This window comes from Chitinophaga sp. G7 BAM 1005, from assembly GCF_057126945.1.
The window spans coordinates 5,953,500-5,971,543 of sequence record NZ_CP181478.1; the positions used below are offsets into that span (position 1 = coordinate 5,953,500).

An 18,044-nucleotide genomic window follows, 5' to 3' on the forward strand; every position below is an offset into this window, starting at 1 on the left:
GGTAAAGGCTATTATTATGGTTCAACTAAAAATAAAGGTTGATCATATTCTACCGGAGAAGCGTCATCTACCAGTACTTTCACGATTTTCCCACTTACTTCACTCTCTATTTCGTTGAATAACTTCATTGCTTCGATGATGCATACTACTTTACCGGAAGTTACTTCGTCACCAACATTTACGAATGGTGCTTTATCCGGTCCGGCGCTGCGGTAGAAGGTACCGATCATGGGAGATTTGATGGTTACCAGGTTGTCTGCTTTGGCAGGTGCAGCAGGTGCAGCGGCTGGTGCTGCGGTGGCCGGAGCTGCTGCAGGAGTTACAGCGGCTACTGCCTGTACGGGTGCCATAGTTGCAGGAACAGTGATTACCTGCTGAACTTCATTATCCTTCTGCTTTATTGTAATCTTAAACTTGTCCTGTTCAATGCTCAGTTCACTGATATTTGATTTGTTGATCATTTTTACCAGTTCCTGAATCTGTTTAAAGTCCATGTAGACAGTTTTTGGTTTAGAAATATATAGAATATGACAAATACTAATTCACGCATTCAGGAATTTTGTTTCCGGAAGATATCTTCCGGAAACAAAATTCCTTTTCTCCGAAAACCAGTATTTCAGAATGCTTATGCTTTTACTCTTTCGATGTACTCACCATTTTTGGTGTTCACACGGATCAGTTCTCCTTCGTCTACAAACAGTGGAACCATAACAGTGGCGCCGGTTTCAACAGTAGCTGGTTTCAGGGTACGGGTAGCCGTATCACCTTTCACTCCGGGTTCAGAATAAGTTACCAGTACTACAATTTTATCAGGTAATTCAACAGCCATGTACTGATCAGTTTCTGTATTGATCTGTACACTTACTTCCTGTCCTTCTTTCAGGAACTGGGGTGCATCGATAGCTGTTTCCGGCATAGCGATCTGCTCAAATGTTTCATTGTCCATGAAATTGTAGCCGGTATCATCTTTATATAAATACTGAAAAGGTTTCTTCTCAATACGGATCGGAAAGATAGTATCACCTGAGTTCCAGGTGTGCTCAATGGAACGGCTATTGTCAACGCCCTTCAATTTAGCCCAAACCTTTGCGGCTGCACGGGCGGTTTTGTTCTGACCAAACTCTACAACAGAATACAAGCTGTTATCCAGCTTGATAATTAATCCTGTTCTGATATCTGCGGTGGTAGCCATAAATAGGTTACTGATTTTAAGTTAAAAATTTATACGGATTGCAAAAGTAAAAATTTTCGCATATGAATAAGCAACTAATTCCCAAAATTAGAGAGATTAGTCCCTTTTCGGCTCAATTTTCGGCTTTTTTATTCAAATAATGACATTTATCCGGTAATTTTAAACTCAAATCAAGAAACTTTTATAAGTATGCGCTACGTGTTTTTCGTTATTTTAAGCTGTTTTCCCGTGTTTTTGATGGCCCAAACGCCTGCTAATTCCAGCACCAAAGCACCTTATTTACAATACCCGATTATACCCGCCTTTCCGCTGAGCCTTGTTGATGGCCACACTATTACCAAAAATGATCTGAAGAAAAATGAGAAAACCATGCTCTTTGTATTCAGTGTAGATTGTGATCACTGCAAACACCTCACCGAGGAAATGCTGAAAAATATAGACAAGTTCAAAAAAACACAGATTGTGATGATCACGCCCTTCAGAGTAGAACAAATGAAGGAATATTACGACCATTACAAAATCCGGAACTATCCCAACATTATTATGGCCAGCGAACCTTCCCGGCAGATCATGTATTTTTATGACCTCCATTATTTCCCTGGCTTGTATATATATAATAAGAAACAACAGTTTGTAAAAGGTTTTGAGGGAACAGTAAAGCTCGATTCCCTCCTGCTTTACCTCAACAAATAATGCTTTGTGAAAATGTAGCCGCCGGCGGATTATTGTAAGGCCGAATCATTACATTTGTTTAATCACATTCATTCTTCACTTTTAAAGCTAAAGACAAAATGAAAGTTACAGTAGTAGGAGCCGGGAATGTAGGCGCAACGTGTGCCAATGTACTGGCCCACAAAGATTTTCTGCAGGAGGTGGTTTTATTGGATATTAAAGAAGGAACGGCTGAAGGTAAGGCGCTGGATACATGGCAACAGGCTCCCATTGATTATTACAGTACCAAAATTACAGGGGTAACCAACGATTACACCAAAACCGCCAACAGCGATGTAGTGGTAATCACTTCCGGGCTTCCCCGTAAACCCGGTATGAGCAGGGACGACCTGATTTCTACCAATGCCAATATTGTGAAATCGGTTACCGAAAATATTACAAAACATTCCCCGGATGCCATCATTATTATTGTAAGCAACCCGCTGGATGTAATGACCTATTGCAGCTACCTCACCGCAAAGAAAGACAGCAGCAAGGTATTTGGTATGGCAGGCATCCTGGATACTGCCCGTTACCGCGCTTTCCTGGCCGATGAAATAGGTTGCTCACCCAAAGACATCCAGGCGATCCTGATGGGTGGTCATGGCGATACAATGGTTCCTTTGCCCCGTTATACCACTGTTGGCGGTATTCCCGTAACAGAACTGGTATCCAACGAAAAACTGGAAGCTATTATCCAGCGCACAAAAGTAGGCGGCGGTGAAATCGTGAACCTCCTCGGTACTTCTGCATGGTACGCTCCCGGCGCCGCAGCTGCACAGATGGTGGAAGCCATTGTAAAAGATGAAAAACGGATTTTCCCCGTTTGCGCATGGCTTACCGGCGAGTACGGACTGAAAGATATTTACCTGGGTGTACCCGTAGTATTGGGTAAAAAAGGAATCGAAAAAATCATCGAACTACAGCTCAATCCTGCCGAAAAAGAATTACTGAATACCTCGGCACAACATGTAAAAGAAGTGATGGACGTATTGGATAAAATGCAATCCGCTACTGCGTAAGCGGGTGACCGCCTTCGGCGGTAACGCGGATTTTGTCTTTCTCAGGATTACGCTGATTATGCTGATTAGTTTGATTTTTACTTTTTGGATTTTATAAAGGATTAAGGGAGATAGAAGCGGATATATTCGCTCTTATCTCCCTTAATTATTAAATCAATAAAAATCCAAAAAGTAAAAATCAAACTAATCAGCATAATCAGCGTAATCCTGAGAAAGACAAAATCCGCGGCGATCCTGACTATAAATCCGCATTTATTCGTAATTTTACCCCGATCCTGAAATTGGCTAAAGCAGTATAAATGAAGCAGTTCTAAATAGTTTCATAAAATTTGGTTTAACTCTGAATATATGTCTAACCTGGAAAAACTGATTACGCAAAAAACATTTGAAAACGAAAATCAACGCGGTTTGATAAGCCTGATTTTCATCGGGAACTGGATAACGTCCCGTCATCAGCAATTTTTTAAAAGCTATGGTATCACCATGCAGCAGTTTAATATCCTGCGGATCCTTCGGGGGCAACATCCCCAGGCCGCCAGCATCAATATCCTAAAGGAAAGAATGCTCGACAAAATGAGCGACGTATCCCGCCTGGTGGAAAGGCTCCGCAAAGCAGACCTGGTGGAACGTAAGAACAGTGAAATGGACAGACGCGCAGTAGACGTCCGTATCAACGACAAGGGCCTGCAGCTGCTGAAGTTAATCGATAACGAAATCAGGCAACTGGATAACACCCTCCAGTCGTTAAACGAGAAAGAAGTCATCCAGCTGAATAAATTACTGGATAAAATGCTGGACAGCTATCATTAATTAAATCTCTTCCAGGTAGTTAAGATCTTTGCCAAACGTTTCTTCCACCTTCCAGGCAGTAATCAACGCAACACCAATACAAACCACCGCCACAATAGCCCCGCTTTGAAGGAAAGTAAAATATTTTTGTACTTGTATAAATAATATAGAGATCAACGGTAGCATTCCCCTCGCAAAATTCGGAATAGTAGTAGCCACGGTAGCCCGCAGATTGGTACCAAAGCTTTCGGCTGCAATCGTTACAAAAATTGCCCAGAAACCCACGCTGAAACCGAGTATACAACATACGGTATAAAACACCCATGTTTCCACACCATGCAGGTTTAAATATACTGCTACCATTATCCCGGTGAAAGCGAGGAACAACAGCATCACCTTCCGGCGGCTTCTCCATAACTGGCTGATTAAACCGGAGGCGAAATCGCCCACTACCAGTCCGGCATAACAAAACGCTATCGCGTCGCCAGGGCTGATCGCGCCTTTTACGTTCATCATAGCGGCAAACTTATTGGAGAAAGCAATGAGAATACCTACCACAAACCAGGTAGGAGTACCCAGCAGCATACATTTCAGGTATTTGATAAACCGGTCGCGGTTAGTGAACAATGCCATAAAACTTCCCCTGGAAGCGGAAGATGACTTTACTGCATTAAACAGATGTGATTCCATTACGCTTACCCGCAGCACCAGCAATGCCAGTCCCAAACCGCCTCCTATGAAATAACAGATGCGCCAGTCGCCCACCATCCTGGCAATGAGGTTGGCTGCCACTGCGCCGGAAACCCCTACAGTAGCCACAATCATAGTACCGTAGCCCCGCTTTTCCTTCGGCAGTATTTCCGACACCAGCGTAATACCCGCGCCCAGCTCTCCCGCCAGCCCGAAGCCAGCCACAAAGCGCCACAACACGTATCCGTTGATGCCCTGCACAAAACCATTGGCAATATTGGCAACAGAATAAATGAGGATGGAACCGAACAATACGCTCAGCCTTCCCTTTTTATCTCCGATAATACCCCAGAAAATACCCCCGATGAGCAATCCCAGCATCTGGATATTAATAAGCAACAGACCGGCGCCGGCATCAATTTCACTATCAGGTAATCCCAATGATTTCAAACTCGGAACCCTTACAATTGTAAATAGCAGGAGATCATAAATATCCACGAAATAACCCAGCGATGCCACTATAACGGCAATATTGAAAATGGAGACGGGACGGTTGTCGGCTTTCATCTTTTAATTTGGTTGACGATAATAACGGGAATAAAAAAAAGGGCCTTTTAATAAGGCCCTTTTAAAGATATAAAAAATTATAATGGAGAATCAGTTTTTTCTGTTTCAGCAGGTGTGTGTGCATGCTGCGGTTTTGCTTTACCAAATATTACTTTAATAAGTACCGGTAAGGTAGTGATCACTACTATTACCAGGATGATCAGCTCCAGGTGATTTTTCAGGTTGGGAAAGGCTTTATCCAGATAGTGGCCCGCCAGCATCATGGAAAATACCCACGAGAAGGAGCCGATAATATTAAAGAACATAAATTTCTTACCGTCCATACCCACCATACCTGCCACTATAGGCGCAAAGGTACGGATGATAGGAAGGAAGCGGGCAAAGAAGATAGCGCCGCCGCCATACTTCACAAAAAACTCATGGGCCTGGTGCAGGTGTTTCTTTCTGAAAAAGAAAGTATCCTTCTTCTTAAATAAAATAGGTCCGGATTTTTTACCAAACCAGAAGCCCACCATATTTCCGAGCACACCGGCGGTGGCAATCAGGAACATAATCATCACAAATGGAAGATCAAAGAAGCTGCGGCAAAGGTCTTCGCTGTAGATACCCGCTACAAAAAGCAGGGAATCCCCCGGCAAAAAGAATCCAATGAAAAGACCTGTTTCTGCAAATATAATTGCCAGTAACAGGTAAAGGCCACCATGTTCAATAATCCACGAGGGATTAATGAGGTGTTTAAAAAACTCAATAATCTGGTCCATGCTAAATACGCTATTTCTATTTCTGAAGTGGTAAAATAATCAATAAACTGTTACGCATTTGTTAAGTTAGGCTTTGGCATTAACTTCTGTTGACGGCGTAAGCTTGTTTTCCCATTTGGAAACCACGGCAGTAGCCATTGCATTTCCGATAACATTTGTAGCAGAACGGCCCATGTCCAGCAAGTGATCCACACCCAGCAGTAATATCAGGCCGGCTTCAGGGATCTTGAACATAGACAGCGTGCCGGCAATTACCACCAGGGAAGCGCGGGGTACGCCCGCAATACCTTTACTGGTAATCATTAATACCAGCAACATGGTAATCTGCTGGTCGATGCTCAGGTGCATACCATATGCCTGGGCAATAAACAAGCTGGCAAAGGTCATATACATCATGGAGCCATCCAGGTTAAAGGAGTAGCCCAGGGGTAATACAAAGCTGACAATGCGGTTGTCGCAGCCAAATTTTTCCAGCTCTTCCATTGTACGTGGATAGGCCGCTTCACTGCTGGCTGTGCCAAAAGCCAGTAACAGCGGGTCTTTAATCATTCCCAGGAGTTTGAATACCTGTTTGCCCAGGATCAGTCCACCTACCAGGGAAATGACCACCCATAAACACAGGAGTCCGAAATAAAACTGTAAAATAAACTTACCATAGGTTACCAGTACAATAGGGCCTTTCAGGGCGATGATACCGGCCATAGCGCCAAATACTGCGAAAGGGGCGAAGTTCATTACAAAACCGGTCACTTTCAGCATGATGTGGGCTACACTGTCCAGCAGCTTTACCACCGGGTTGGCTTTTTCACCTATGGCTGCCGCCGCTACGCCAAAGAAAATGGCAAATACCACGATCTGCAGTATTTCATTATGTGCCATTGCATCTATCACGCTGTCCGGTACTACGTGGCGGAAAAATCCTTTCAGGGTCATATCCGCCTTGGCAATGCCGGAAGAGGCATGTTCATCAGGCAGGGGCAAGGCCAGTGATAATCCTGGTTTGAGCAGGTTAACCAATACCAGGCCGAGAAACAATGATACAAAGGTTGCACTGATAAACCACAGCATCGTTTTCCCACCGATCCGGCCAACAGCTTTTATGTCGCCCAGCTTGGCCACTCCTACCACGAGGGTGGAGAATACCAGCGGGGCAATGATCATTTTAACGAGACGGAGGAAGATATCTGTAAGAATGGAGATATTATCAGCGAAGATCTGCGGCGTGTCTTTGGCTCCTGCTGTAACAGAAGCATTGCCATAAGTAAGGAAAACGCCATAACCAGTGCCTATTCCGATTACCATAGCAATGAATATATATAATGTAAGCAGATTCGATGATTTCTTCATGCGTAGCCAGAATTTATCTTGTATAATTAAAAGTTATAACCGGAAAATTTCCCAAAAATAAGGTTAAGCAGCTAAACATGCGCTTTAGCAGGTAAAATAAAACTATCTGTTTTTGATTTTAGATATTATATTTGGCGATCAACAGAATACAACAACAACTAAACTACCTTAAAACATCAACCACAATACGACTGCGTATGAGCAAACTCTTTGCTAAAAAACAACTGTCTGTTTTATTGGCCGAAGCTGGAGAATCTGAAAAGGGTCTGAAAAGGACGCTTGGTGCAGGTTCTCTTATAGCATTAGGTATTGGCGCTATTATTGGCGCCGGCCTTTTTGTAAGAACAGCTGCAGCTGCCGGCCAACATGCCGGACCTGCTGTCACCATTTCCTTCATTATTGCTGCTATAGGTTGTGCGCTGGCTGGTTTATGCTACGCAGAATTTGCTTCCATGATTCCTATTGCCGGAAGCGCCTATACTTATTCCTATGCTACACTGGGAGAATTTATTGCCTGGATCATTGGTTGGGACCTTGTGCTGGAATATGCGCTGGGAGCGGCTACCGTAGCTATTGGCTGGTCGCAGTATCTCAACAAGCTGCTTACAAATGTCTTTCACGTCACGATACCGTACCAGTGGTGTCACAGTCCTTTTGAAACGTCTGATGCCGGTGTACAGGGCATCATGAACGTTCCATCCCTGTTTATCCTGCTGGCGCTCACTTTGCTGCTGATCAGGGGAACACAGGGTTCTGCCATTGTGAATAACATTATCGTTATCACCAAAGTAGCTATCGTACTGTTATTCATCTTCCTGGGATGGAAATTTATCAACCCTGTTAACCATACGCCTTTTACCATTCCTGCGGATGCCGGTACGGTAAAAATGCACAATGGTCAGATCGTGGATTATTCCAACTTCTGGAATCATGGATGGGCCGGGGTACTCAGAGGCGCCGGGGTGGTATTCTTTGCTTTCATTGGTTTTGATGCAGTATCTACTGCTGCACAGGAAACCAAGAATCCCAAGAAGAACATGCCGATTGGTATCCTCGTGTCGCTGGCAGTTTGTACCTTATTATATATCCTGTTTTCTTTTGTGCTCACAGGTATCGCACCTTTCACCGACTTCCTGAAAGCAGGTGGTGAAGCTTCTGTTGCTTATGCTATTGATACTTATATGCCTGGTTACTCCTGGTTGTCTACTTTCATCACAGTGGCCATCCTGGCGGGGTTCTCCTCCGTTATCCTGGTGATGTTGCTGGGTCAGACAAGGGTATTTTACTCTATGAGTAACGATGGACTGGTACCTAGTGTTTTTGCCAAACTGCATCCCAAATACCGCACTCCTTACCGTTCACAGTGGATGTTCTTCGTTTTCGTATCGCTGTTTGCTGCGTTCATTCCGGACAATGTGGTGGGTGATATGACTAGTATAGGTACCCTGTTTGCCTTTGTGCTGGTGTGTATCGGGATTATTGTAATGCGAAAAACCAACCCGGAAATACCACGTGCCTTTAAAACACCGTGGGTGCCGTTTGTTCCTTTGCTGGGAGCGGCTTTCTGCCTCACCATGATCATTAGCCTCGGTATAGAAAACTGGGCGCGTTTGTTTGTATGGCTGGGGATTGGCTTTGTTGTTTACTTCGGCTATAGTGTAAAACACAGTAAGGCCCGTAAATTATTGAAATAGTTTAAGGAGATTAACATTTCCGGATATCATACAAAGCGGAGAACAGAACGAAGGGGTTTACCTCGTTTTGTTCTCCGCTTTAGTTAAAATCAGGGGAATCCGCTATTCTGGTACCTGAAAATCCTTATTTTTGCGTTCTGTTTTTAAAAGTCATAATAAATATATCCACTCCAATGGGAAGAATATTTGAAGTAAGAAAATCGACCATGTTTGCCCGCTGGGATAAGATGGCGAAAGCATTTTCAAGAATAGGTAAAGAAATAGCCATTGCCGTGAAGGCCTCTGGTCCTGATCCGGATAACAACCCCGCACTCCGCCGCTGCATTCTCAATGCAAAGAGTGTAAACATGCCTAAAGACCGTGTAGACGCGGCCATCAAGCGTGCTATGGGTAAAGACAAAACTGATTATGAAGAAGTGGTGTATGAAGGCTACGCTCCTCACGGCGTGGCAGTGATCATTGACACCGCTACCGATAATACGACCCGTACTGTAGCCAATCTGCGGATGCACTTCACCAAAGGTGGTGGCAGCTTGGGTAACAGCGGATCTGTTGGATTTTTATTTAACCGTGTAGGTGAATTCAAAATAAAGAATGCCGGCCAGGATCTGGAAGAACTGGAGCTGGAACTGATTGATTTTGGTTTGGAAGAAGTGGGGGAAGATAGTGAAGGCAACATCATTATCCGTGCTGCATTCACTGAATTTGGCAACATGGCCAAAGCGCTGGAAGAAAAGGGGCTGGAAGTGATCAGTTCAGAGCTGAAACGTATCCCAACCACCACCGTTGAGCTGAATGATGAGCAGGCAAAAGAAGTACTGGAACTGGTGGATCGTTTAGAGCAGGATGAGGATGTACAGCAGGTTTTCTACAATCTGAAATAGGATATTATTCCATATAAAAAAGGAAACGTCCGCCATTACGGCGGACGTTTCCCATTGGATACGGTTAACTTTCTAAAACCAAAAAACAGCTAAACTTTAGCGATGGTGTGTGTGCGTCCCAGGTCATCTGCGATGAACATGAGTCCTTTGCCGTGATAGGTTTCCAATTTTACGGCAGGGTCTTGCGCAATGTGTTTACGAAGACGGGTCAGATAAACATCCATCACACGTGAAGCGAAAAAATCTTCCTGTCCCCAGATAACGGACAGGATATCATCTTTCTTCAGTTTTCTATTAGAATTCTCGCACAGAAAGCGAAGCAACTCCGCTTCTTTTGGGGCCATACGAACATGGGAGTCAGCATTTTTATGCCGGATATGATATTGTGAATAATCGAAGATCAGGTTACTGATGGTGTATACTACGCGGCGCTCACTTTTCAGTAGCCGGCTGCGTTTCAGGTATACTTCCACACGGCAGATCATTTCCTGCATATTGAAGGGCTTGGTGATATAATCATCTGCGCCTGCTTCAAATCCCTGTAGCCTGTCCTGTTCCATATAACGGGAGGACGTAAAAATGATAGGAATGTTTTCATCCATCGACCGGATGTCTCCTGCAAGGGCAAACCCGTCTTTTTTAGGCATTACCACATCCAGTATGCACAGGTCAAATACGTGTTTCTGGAATTTCTCCCAACCTTCCTGGCCGTTCTCGCAGAAGTTTACGTTGTAACCGGCGCGTTCCAGGTGTCTTTTTACCACTTTGGCAAAAAATACATCGTCCTCTACCAAAAGAATGCTTGATTGCATGTAACGTTGGTTTTAAGCGAAATAAATAGATTTTAGTTGCAGACGTACCTTTTAAATAAGTGTAGCAGGTACCTTTATCCAAAAATAAATAACATAATCATAACCCCGGCCATCCATCCTATTCACTTCTGAAGGCATCATTCATTTCAACCATTCAGTTACGCGGTATACCCCAAAGCCTGCTATTTTCTGTTTTGGACTCTACTTACTATAACCTGTTTATTCGCTTAACGGGTAATCCTAATTGATAATATTTTTAGGATTTCCTTCCAGGAAGGCTTTTACGTTTTCCACCGATGTATGCATCAACCGTTTCCGGGCCGCCTGCGTAGCCCAGGCCATATGTGGTGTAATGATGGTATTGGGTGCACTGATCAAAGGATTTCCCGCAGGTGGCGGTTCTGTGGATAATACATCCAGCGCGGCGCCGGCAATAATTCCTTTCTCCAGGGCCTCCGCCAGATCGGCCTCCCGGATCAACGGACCGCGACTGGTATTTACCAGGAAGGCATTTTTTTTCATTGTGGCCAGCAGGGCGGCATTTACAAACTCTTTATTGGCAGGATTCAGCGGGCAATGCAACGATATAATATCCGCCTCCCGGAAACAGGTAGCCAGATCCACAAAAGTAACGCCGGGCATGGCATCCCTGTCAGGATATTTATGATGGGCAATCACCTTCATCCCAAACGCCAGGGCAATACGGGCCACCGCCTGCCCTATCTGCCCCAGTCCCACTATGCCCAGCGTATTGCCCGCCAGTTCTGTGAGCGGTGTTTTCCAGTAACTGAAATCGATACTGCTGGTCCACTCCCCTGCCCGCACACTTGCCGCATGCAAACCCGTATGATGGCATAATTCAAGGATCAGCGCAAAGGTCAGCTGCGCAACAGAGGTAGTGCTATACGCCGGTACATTCGTTACCGGAATATGACGGCTTCTTGCTACCTGGATATCCACTATATTAAACCCGGTAGCCGTTACGCCTATATATTCCAGTTGAGGTAACTGCTGAATAGTTTCCCCGCTTACGATGGCTTTATTGGTTAAGATGATATGCGCGTCCTTTGATCTGGCGGTTACTTCCTTTTCAGGTGTACGATCATATAATGTTACGTTGCCCAATGCCTGTAACGCGGTCCAGTCGATGTCGCCGGGGTTTAGTGTATGCCCGTCGAGAACTACAATATTTTTCATGGTCTTCGTTTTATCAAACAAGATACATCATAGATGAAATAATCATTAACTCTGCCTCCATCTCTTCTACATCCAAAAAATCCCCTCACCTTTGCTGCGCCATAATAGCAAAATACCTCTAAGCCTGCAAACTGCTTAATTTAAGAAGCCACCATATCAGCAGATAAATGCTGTTATAGTGGCTTCGCCAATTAAAAGAAAAGCCGGCTCCTGTTAAGGCAACCGGCTTTGTATGATTTAAAAGTGCAGCTATTCCTGCATCATCTCCATAATTACTTTTACTACATCTTCTGTATTGGGCTTGGAGAAATAATCCCCGTCGGAGCCATAGGCCGGGCGATGGGCCTGCGCACTCATCGTGCGGGGCGACACATCCAGCCAGCGGTAGCCGCCTTGTTTTTCAATTACCTGCTGGAACATGTAAGCAGTTCCGCCACCAGGCACATCTTCATCTATAAAGAGGATGCGGTTGGTTTTCTGTAATGATTCCACAATACTGTGATGGATGTCGAAAGGCAGTAAAGTCTGCACATCGATCAGCTCACAGGAGATCCCTGTTTCCGCCAGTGTTACCATTGCTTCTTCCACAATACGCGTCATAGAACCATAGGTAACAATGGTTACATCTGTTCCTTCATGCAGTATTTCCGGGATGCCCAATGGTACGGTATAGGTTTCCAGGTTGGCCGGTAATTTTTCTTTCAGACGGTAGCCGTTTAAAGATTCTATCACCAGGGCCGGTTCGTTGGCCTGTAACAGGGTGTTATACATTCCTGCTGCCTGCACCATGTTACGTGGCACGCACACGTGCATACCGCGCAGGGAATTGATGATCATACCCATGGGGGATCCGCTGTGCCAGATGCCTTCCAGGCGATGGCCGCGGGTACGTACTATCAGCGGGCAGTGCATAATTCCTTTGGTGCGGTATTGCAGGGAGGCCACGTCATCACTGAGTGGCTGCAGGCCGTACAGGAGGTAGTCGAGATACTGGATTTCAGCAATGGGGCGCAGGCCGCGCAATGCCAGTCCTATTCCCTGTCCCATGATGGTTAGCTCACGGATACCGGTATCGGCTATACGTACTTTACCATGTTTCTGTTGCAGTCCGGCAAAGCCCTGGTTCACGTCGCCAATCTTTCCCACATCTTCCCCGAAAGCAAATACGCGGTCGTTGTTGGTGAACAGCTGATCAAAATATTTATTCAGTATTTCGTAGCCGTTTACGGTGATACTGTCTGCTTCGTATGCCGCCGGTACTACCGGTACATTCAGGGCAGAGTTTACGCCGGTGGCGTGGAGCAGTGTATTATACACTTCTTTTTCGCCGGCCAGGTAAGTATCATAATATTGTTGCAACGCCTGTATGGCGGCATCTGATTTCAGGTGCCGGTGTTTCAGCAGGATCATGGCGCTGGCTTTCAGGATATCGCGGCGGAGCGGCTCGCGGTTATTCTGCAGGTCGCGGATGAACGTATTGATCATGTTTGCATCGGCGCCTTCAATAGCGGCTACCGGTGCTGCCAGGGCAGTAAACGACTGCACCTGTTCTTTGATCGGTGTTATATATTTTTCCCAGGCATTTTTGCGGGCATTCTGTGCTTTTATTTTTGCTTCTGCTTCAACGGCACGCAGGGTTTCCTCTTCGCATAAAGCATTTTCGATGATCCAGGAACGCATCTTCACGTTACAGTCGAATTCCCGTTCCCAGGAAAGGCGTTCCTTGCTTTTGTACCGTTCGTGTGATCCACTGGTAGAGTGACCCTGGGGCTGAGTGATTTCTTCCACATGAAACAGTGCAGGGATGTGCGTTTCGCGGATCTTGCGGATAGCCGCTTCAAACACTTCGCACATGCCGGCATAATCCCAGCCTTTTACATTATATATATCAAAGCCGTTGGATTCTTCCGTTTTGCGGAGGCCTTCCAGTGCGGCGCTGATAGAACCTTTAGTAGTCTGATATTTGCGGGGTACGGAAATACCGTAGCCATCGTCCCATACAAATACGGCGAGTGGCACCTGTAAAACACCGGCGGCATTCATGGTTTCCCAGAAATGACCTTCCGACGTAGAGGCGTCACCGATAGTAGCGAAACAGATTTCGTTACCGTTGTTAGAGAGATTTTTATATGGATGCAAGGCTTCTACCTCACGAAACATTTTAGAAGCATAGGCAAGGCCCAGTGCGCGGGGCATTTGCCCGGCCGTAGGCGCCATGTCGGCAGCAGAGTTTTTCATCTGCGTCAGGTTGAGCCAGTTGCCATCCTGATCAAGATTAGGGGTGGCATAATGGGAGTTCATCTGCCGGCCGCCCGAAAAAGGATCATTTTCCAAATCAGGATCTGCATATAACTGCGAAAAGAATTGTTCGGGAGTGGCAATACCAGTGGCAAATGCAACAGTTTGGTCGCGGTAATAACCGGAACGGAAGTCCCCTGGCTGAAAGTATTTTGACATCGCTATCTGCGCCACTTCTTTTCCATCTCCAAAAATGCCAAACTTTGCCTTGCCTGTAAGCACTTCCTTACGGGCCAGCAGACTAACTTCCCTGCTTTCGCAGGCCAACCTGTAATCATTAAGCACTTCCTTACGGAACTCTTCGAATGATAACCGGCTTTCTAAATTCATAGCTAGTTCGTTATTTTCTATCATGCCTCATGGTTAAAGTACAAAAGTAAGGTTAATTATACAGTTGAAAAATGCTGTAAATCTTTCATTTAAAATAATCTGATTTTTTTTAATAAGATTTTAATAAATTGTAAGGTTTATAATGCTTTTTGGCTGTAAATTTGTTCTAACCAAGAAAGATATCAATATTTTTTAACCGGTCGCTTAAACCATCATATGAAAATGAAAAAATTTATCTTATCCCTGTTTGCGAGCATGCTGCTGACTACAGCGCTGTGGGCCCAAACCGCTCCGGCACAGAATCCGGCAGATACAAAAGTAAAATTTGCCAAAGAAACTGTTGATTTTGGTAAAACTGAATTAAACAAGCCAGTTACTGTTGATTTCGAATTTACCAACATTTCCAAAGAACCAGTGCTGATTGAAGCTGCCCGCGCAAGTTGCGGCTGCACTACCCCTAAATGGACGCAGGAACCTATTTTGCCTGGTAAAAAAGGTAAAGTAACCGCGAGCTACAGCGCAAACGGTTTAGGTCAGCAGAATAAAACCATCTGGGTAAAGTTCAGAGGCGTGGATCAGGACAAGGAACTGCACTTAACAGGTACAGTTGGTTCCAACAACAAGTAACCACCACACTTTAAAACATACTAAGACCTTACAGCGCAATGCTGTAAGGTTTTTTTGTTGCCCATCCTATCCCCTATCTTTGCAATGCAAAAGTCAAAACAATTTTATGCCTACCATTAGCCAGAGAGGTGAGCAAATGCCATCTTCTCCCATCAGAAAGCTTGTACCATTCGCCGAAGCAGCCAAGAAAAAAGGGGTAAAAGTATACCACCTGAACATCGGGCAACCGGATATCGAAACACCAAAACCCGTACTGGATGCGGTACGCCATTCAGAATTCAAGATCCTTGAGTACAGCCACAGCGCAGGTTTTGAAAGTTACCGCCGTAAGCTGGTCACCTATTACGACCGGTTCAACATTGCAGTGAACCACAACCAGATCATTGTTACCACCGGCGGTTCAGAGGCCATCATATTTGCCTTCATGGCCTGCCTGGATCCTGGAGATGAAGTAATTGTTCCGGAACCTTTTTATGCCAACTACAATGGTTTTGCTGTAGAAGCGGAAATAAAGATCAAAACCATTACCTCCAGTATTGAAACCGGCTTTGCTTTACCCGCGATGGCCGACTTTGAAAAGGCCATTACCCCACGCACCAAAGCCATCATGATCTGTAATCCCAATAACCCCACCGGTTATCTTTACAGTAAAGAAGAGATGGAAGTACTGAAACAGCTTTGCCTGAAATACAACCTGTTCCTCTTCTCCGATGAGGCTTACCGGGAGTTTTGCTATACAGGCGAACATTTTTCCGCTATGAACCTGGAAGGAATGGAAAACAATGTGATCCTGATGGATACCATTTCCAAAAGATACAGCGCCTGTGGAGGCCGTGTTGGCGCCTTTGTAACTAAAAACCAACAGGTGCTGGATGCTGTTATGAAGTTTGCCCAGGCCCGCCTGAGCCCTCCTACCTTTGCGCAGATCGCCGGCGAAGCCGCAGTGGATCTGCCTGCGGATTATTTTGATGGTATCAAGGCAGCGTATTTAAGCCGCCGGGATATCCTGGTAAAGATGTTAAACGACATCCCGGGCGTATTTTGTCCCAATCCAGGGGGGGCCTTCTACGCAATGGCCAGGCTGCCTATCGATGATTCGGATAAATTCTGCCAGTGGATCCTGGAATCCTTCTCTTACGAGGGCCAAACAGTCATGATGGCGCCGGCAACAGGCTTTTATTCAACGCCAGGCTTAGGAAAAAATGAGGTGCGACTGGCTTATGTACTGAATACAACAGACATTAGTCATGCAATGGTCTGCCTGGAAAAAGCGCTGGAAGTATATCCGGGAAAAATTTCCAAATAATTTTTGCGTCAAAACCACGTGTAAAATCCGAGATGAGAAGTGTTAAATACATTACAATAAATTCTATATATGTATTTTTAAATAAAAAAGCAATTATTTAACATGAAATGCTTGGAATTTTCATCTTTTGTTTCGTATATTTGATGTAGAAATAACAACAACGACAAAAATTATCTAATTATAAAAATATTTACAGATACGATGGACTGCAAAATCTAAACTTGTTTAAGAAAAATTTAACCTGCATTATTTCTTATAACGTTTATTTGGTCCGACCTTTGAATTATTAAAAGAAGAAGATTTATCAGTCTTCTGTAAAACTCAAAGATTAACTAAAACGTTTTAGCAAAATATCGTATTTTTGTATCAGTTTTTCATAACGTGGAATTTATAAAGGCAAACGGCTCTGATCACAGAGCCGTATTTTTTTGTCCTAACCCTCCCCTTTCCCCGCTATTAACAGCTGAACTCCTAAATATTCTGAAAATATTCCCCCTCCCGTTTACCTTTTTTCTATAATATTGTTATGTAATAAAACGGGCGGAGCTGCCGGCGCTTTTAGCAATGGTAATATCCGTTTGTTTTCATAACGTGGAATTTTAAAATGCAACGGTCCCGATTCCTCGGGACCGTCTTCATTTAAGCAGATTGTCTTCCAGCGCCTGGCTGTTGATATGTAAATTCTTTTCAGTTATGCTTTGTTCGCTTTGATCATCTCAAAGAAATCATCAAACAGGTAACGGCTATCAAACGGCCCAGGTGTTGATTCCGGGTGATACTGTACGCTGAATGCAGGTTTATTCCTGATACGGATACCTTCTACAGAGTGATCATTCAGGTTTACGTGGGTAACTTCCACATTTTCGCTGGCTGCTACTGCTTTCGCATCTACCGCAAAGCCGTGATTCTGGGTAGTAATTTCGCACAAGCCTGTTTTCAGGTTTTTTACCGGGTGGTTTAAACCGCGGTGACCGTGGTGCATCTTGTAAGTGGGGATACCATTGGCGAGCGCCAGCAGCTGGTGTCCGAGGCAGATTCCAAACATAGGTCTTTCTGCCGCCAGGATCTTTTTCACGGTGTCTACGGCGTAAGTCAGCGGAGCCGGATCGCCGGGGCCGTTGGAAATAAAGTAGGCATGCGGTTTAAATTCCTCGCAAACGTCGAAAGTAGTATCGGTTGGGAATACCTGCAGGTAAGCGCCTTTATCGGACAGGCATTTCAGCATATTTCTTTTCACGCCATTGTCCAGCACTGCAATACGGATCTCCGCAGCAGGATCGCCTACATTGTAAACTTCCGGAGTGGTCACTTCTTTGCAGAGGGCCAGTCCTTCCATAGATGGAACCTTTGCCAGTTCAGCTTTCAGCTGATCCAGGTCCAGGATAGCCGAAGAAATAATGCAGTTCATAGCACCTTTGCTGCGGATGTGGGAAACGAGCGCGCGGGTATCTACGTCATAGATGGCTACCAGGTTATTATCGGTCAGGAACGTTTCCAGCGACTCGTCGGCCATTTTCCTGGAATAATTGTACGCGATATTTTTAGCGATCAAACCATTGATCTTCACACCGCTGCTCTCTACGTCGTCCTTTTTGGTGCCGTAGTTCCCGATGTAGCAGTTGTTCATTATAAGTACCTGTCCTTTATAAGAAGGGTCTGTAAACACTTCCTGGTAACCCGTCATACCGGTATTGAAAGCTAATTCACCGGCGGCTGTGCCAATTTTCCCAAAAGCTTTTCCCTTAAAAACCGTACCGTCTTCTAACAGCAGTATGGCAGGTTGGATGGTTCTTGTCTGAGGCATTTCTGGTATCTGT

The 18,044-nt window shown here is 44.9% G+C and carries 16 protein-coding genes; 7 read left to right on the plus strand and 9 right to left on the minus strand.

Features of this window, described 5'->3' with window-relative positions:
* Window positions 1–14: 14 nt before the first annotated feature.
* Together accB and efp are read right to left on the minus strand one after the other, a co-directional pair.
* Entirely contained in the window at window positions 15–494 is a 480-nt protein-coding gene (gene accB, locus ACMXI2_RS23755; protein WP_079470733.1) for an acetyl-CoA carboxylase biotin carboxyl carrier protein, read from the minus strand.
* Window positions 495–625: 131 nt separating this feature from the next.
* The gene (gene efp, locus ACMXI2_RS23760; RefSeq protein WP_079470734.1) at window positions 626–1,192 is read right to left on the minus strand and encodes an elongation factor P; all 567 of its coding nucleotides are present in this window, start codon (window positions 1,190–1,192) and stop codon (window positions 626–628) included.
* Window positions 1,193–1,381: 189 nt separating this feature from the next.
* Between efp and ACMXI2_RS23765 the strand changes: the two genes are divergently transcribed.
* The 3 genes from ACMXI2_RS23765 to ACMXI2_RS23775 all read left to right on the plus strand — a co-directional run bounded on the left by ACMXI2_RS23765 (window position 1,382) and on the right by ACMXI2_RS23775 (window position 3,735).
* Window positions 1,382–1,885 (plus strand): peroxiredoxin family protein, encoded by a 504-nt coding sequence (locus ACMXI2_RS23765; protein WP_483778511.1) that lies wholly within the window; start codon window positions 1,382–1,384, stop codon window positions 1,883–1,885.
* A gap of 98 nt (window positions 1,886–1,983) precedes the next feature.
* Entirely contained in the window at window positions 1,984–2,925 is a 942-nt protein-coding gene (gene mdh / locus ACMXI2_RS23770; protein WP_483778512.1) for a malate dehydrogenase, read from the plus strand.
* A 348-nt stretch (window positions 2,926–3,273) separates the two neighbouring features.
* On the plus strand, window positions 3,274–3,735 hold the full coding sequence (locus tag ACMXI2_RS23775) for a MarR family winged helix-turn-helix transcriptional regulator (protein WP_483778513.1): 462 nt from the start codon (window positions 3,274–3,276) through the stop codon (window positions 3,733–3,735).
* Here the strand turns inward: ACMXI2_RS23775 and ACMXI2_RS23780 are convergent, their stop codons facing one another.
* The 3 genes from ACMXI2_RS23780 to ACMXI2_RS23790 form a co-directional block, all read right to left on the minus strand.
* Window positions 3,736–4,971, minus strand: coding sequence for an MFS transporter (locus ACMXI2_RS23780; RefSeq protein ID WP_483778514.1), 1,236 nt, complete (start codon window positions 4,969–4,971; stop codon window positions 3,736–3,738).
* A gap of 77 nt (window positions 4,972–5,048) precedes the next feature.
* Window positions 5,049–5,732, minus strand: a complete 684-nt coding sequence (locus tag ACMXI2_RS23785; protein ID WP_483778515.1) for a DedA family protein — start codon at window positions 5,730–5,732, stop codon at window positions 5,049–5,051.
* 66 nt (window positions 5,733–5,798) lie between these two features.
* Window positions 5,799–7,079, minus strand: coding sequence for a dicarboxylate/amino acid:cation symporter (locus ACMXI2_RS23790; RefSeq protein ID WP_483778516.1), 1,281 nt, complete (start codon window positions 7,077–7,079; stop codon window positions 5,799–5,801).
* Window positions 7,080–7,276: 197 nt separating this feature from the next.
* On the opposite strand from ACMXI2_RS23790, the gene ACMXI2_RS23795 reads away from it, so the two are divergent.
* Together ACMXI2_RS23795 and ACMXI2_RS23800 are read left to right on the plus strand one after the other, a co-directional pair.
* On the plus strand, window positions 7,277–8,773 hold the full coding sequence (locus ACMXI2_RS23795) for an amino acid permease (RefSeq protein ID WP_483778517.1): 1,497 nt from the start codon (window positions 7,277–7,279) through the stop codon (window positions 8,771–8,773).
* 173 nt (window positions 8,774–8,946) lie between these two features.
* A complete protein-coding gene (locus ACMXI2_RS23800) occupies window positions 8,947–9,657 on the plus strand; it encodes a YebC/PmpR family DNA-binding transcriptional regulator (RefSeq protein WP_079470742.1) in 711 nt (236 codons plus the stop codon).
* A gap of 89 nt (window positions 9,658–9,746) precedes the next feature.
* On the opposite strand, the gene ACMXI2_RS23805 is transcribed toward ACMXI2_RS23800, so the two are convergent.
* From ACMXI2_RS23805 to ACMXI2_RS23815, 3 genes are all read right to left on the minus strand, one after another.
* The gene (locus tag ACMXI2_RS23805; protein WP_483778518.1) at window positions 9,747–10,469 is read right to left on the minus strand and encodes a response regulator transcription factor; all 723 of its coding nucleotides are present in this window, start codon (window positions 10,467–10,469) and stop codon (window positions 9,747–9,749) included.
* Between the two features lie 240 nt (window positions 10,470–10,709).
* The gene (locus ACMXI2_RS23810; RefSeq protein WP_483778519.1) at window positions 10,710–11,666 is read right to left on the minus strand and encodes a D-2-hydroxyacid dehydrogenase; all 957 of its coding nucleotides are present in this window, start codon (window positions 11,664–11,666) and stop codon (window positions 10,710–10,712) included.
* A gap of 249 nt (window positions 11,667–11,915) precedes the next feature.
* Entirely contained in the window at window positions 11,916–14,294 is a 2,379-nt protein-coding gene (locus tag ACMXI2_RS23815; protein ID WP_483778520.1) for an alpha-ketoacid dehydrogenase subunit alpha/beta, read from the minus strand.
* Between the two features lie 222 nt (window positions 14,295–14,516).
* On the opposite strand from ACMXI2_RS23815, the gene ACMXI2_RS23820 reads away from it, so the two are divergent.
* Window positions 14,517–14,921, plus strand: coding sequence for a DUF1573 domain-containing protein (locus ACMXI2_RS23820; protein ID WP_079471001.1), 405 nt, complete (start codon window positions 14,517–14,519; stop codon window positions 14,919–14,921).
* Window positions 14,922–15,027: 106 nt separating this feature from the next.
* Complete coding sequence (locus tag ACMXI2_RS23825) at window positions 15,028–16,227, plus strand: pyridoxal phosphate-dependent aminotransferase (protein WP_483778521.1); 1,200 nt, start codon at window positions 15,028–15,030, stop codon at window positions 16,225–16,227.
* A 691-nt stretch (window positions 16,228–16,918) separates the two neighbouring features.
* On the opposite strand, the gene carA is transcribed toward ACMXI2_RS23825, so the two are convergent.
* Window positions 16,919–18,031, minus strand: a complete 1,113-nt coding sequence (carA, locus tag ACMXI2_RS23830; protein WP_483778522.1) for a glutamine-hydrolyzing carbamoyl-phosphate synthase small subunit — start codon at window positions 18,029–18,031, stop codon at window positions 16,919–16,921.
* Between the last annotated feature and the right edge of the window lie 13 nt (window positions 18,032–18,044).